General features: G+C 45.1%; 2 protein-coding genes. Both read left to right on the forward strand.

All coding sequences use genetic code 11. From position 1 onward, the window contains the following. Positions 1-72: 72 nt before the first annotated feature. On the forward strand, positions 73-264 hold the full coding sequence (locus A3739_RS29940; protein ID WP_197472301.1) for a hypothetical protein: 192 nt from the start codon (positions 73-75) through the stop codon (positions 262-264). 101 nt (positions 265-365) lie between these two features. Beyond that, a complete protein-coding gene (locus A3739_RS12950; RefSeq protein ID WP_068476493.1) occupies positions 366-962 on the forward strand; it encodes a pseudouridine synthase in 597 nt (198 codons plus the stop codon). Positions 963-1091: the final 129 nt, after the last annotated feature.

The following is a 1091-nucleotide window of genomic DNA, read 5'->3' on the forward strand; positions in this document are numbered from 1 at the left end:
ACTGAAGACCTATTCGCACACTTCTCATCAATTCAAATGGATGGGTATAAAACCTGAAAAGCTGGACAGTCGGTGATGTTTGAAAAACAGCCGAGCAACAAAGGCGTGCACGCTGTAAATATACAGTCAGCAGAAGTCGCACAAAATCAAGTAGCGAATCTTGACGACGAAGTAATTTCAGTAGAAGAACAAGCAGCGCCGAGCATCGCGGCTGTTTCCGAAACTTCTTCAAACATTGAAGAAGCTAAAGCCCCTATAATGTAAGGGTTGCTATTAGTGATTCTGGGGCGTTCTCGTGCGCCTCAGAAAGTTACTTTTGTTTGAATAGCTCTGGTAGACTTCGCACGTAATCTGCGAGCGAGTTTATGGCTGACCTACTGTTATTCAACAAACCCTTCAACGTCTTGTCTCAATTCACTGATCGTGAAGGCAGGTCCACACTTGCCCAATTCATCAAAACCAAAGACATGTATCCAGCTGGTCGCCTTGATTACGACTCTGAAGGTTTAATGCTGTTGGTCAATGACGGTCAATTGCAGTCACGCATCGCCGATCCAAAACACAAGCTACCCAAAACTTATTTAGTTCAGGTCGAAGGTATTCCAAATGATAGAGACTTGGAAAAACTTCAAAAAGGCGTCACTCTCAAAGATGGTCCAACGAAACCAGCCAAAGCACGATTGATCGCCCCTCCGGATTTGTGGGAGAGAAACCCTCCAGTACGCGACAGAAAAAACATCCCAACAAGCTGGCTTGAAATCATCATTACAGAGGGTCGAAACCGACAAGTTCGCAGAATGACCGCACATATAGGGTTCCCGACACTTAGACTGATTCGGCATGCCATCGGCCCTTGGAAACTCGATGACTTAAAACCAGGACAGATGCGAACAGAAACAGTTCATTTACCCAAGCAAAGTAACAAACCTCGTAATTATCAAAAGAAAAGAACTGAGTCATGACAAATATTTGGACGCCTCATGCCATCGTTGCTTGCGTGGTAGAGCAAGATGGTAAATATCTAATGGTTGAAGAACTTAGCCACGGGAAACGCGTATTTAACCAACCAGCAGGGCATGTCGACGAGGGAG

It is taken from the genome of Oleiphilus sp. HI0067 (genome assembly GCF_001635735.1).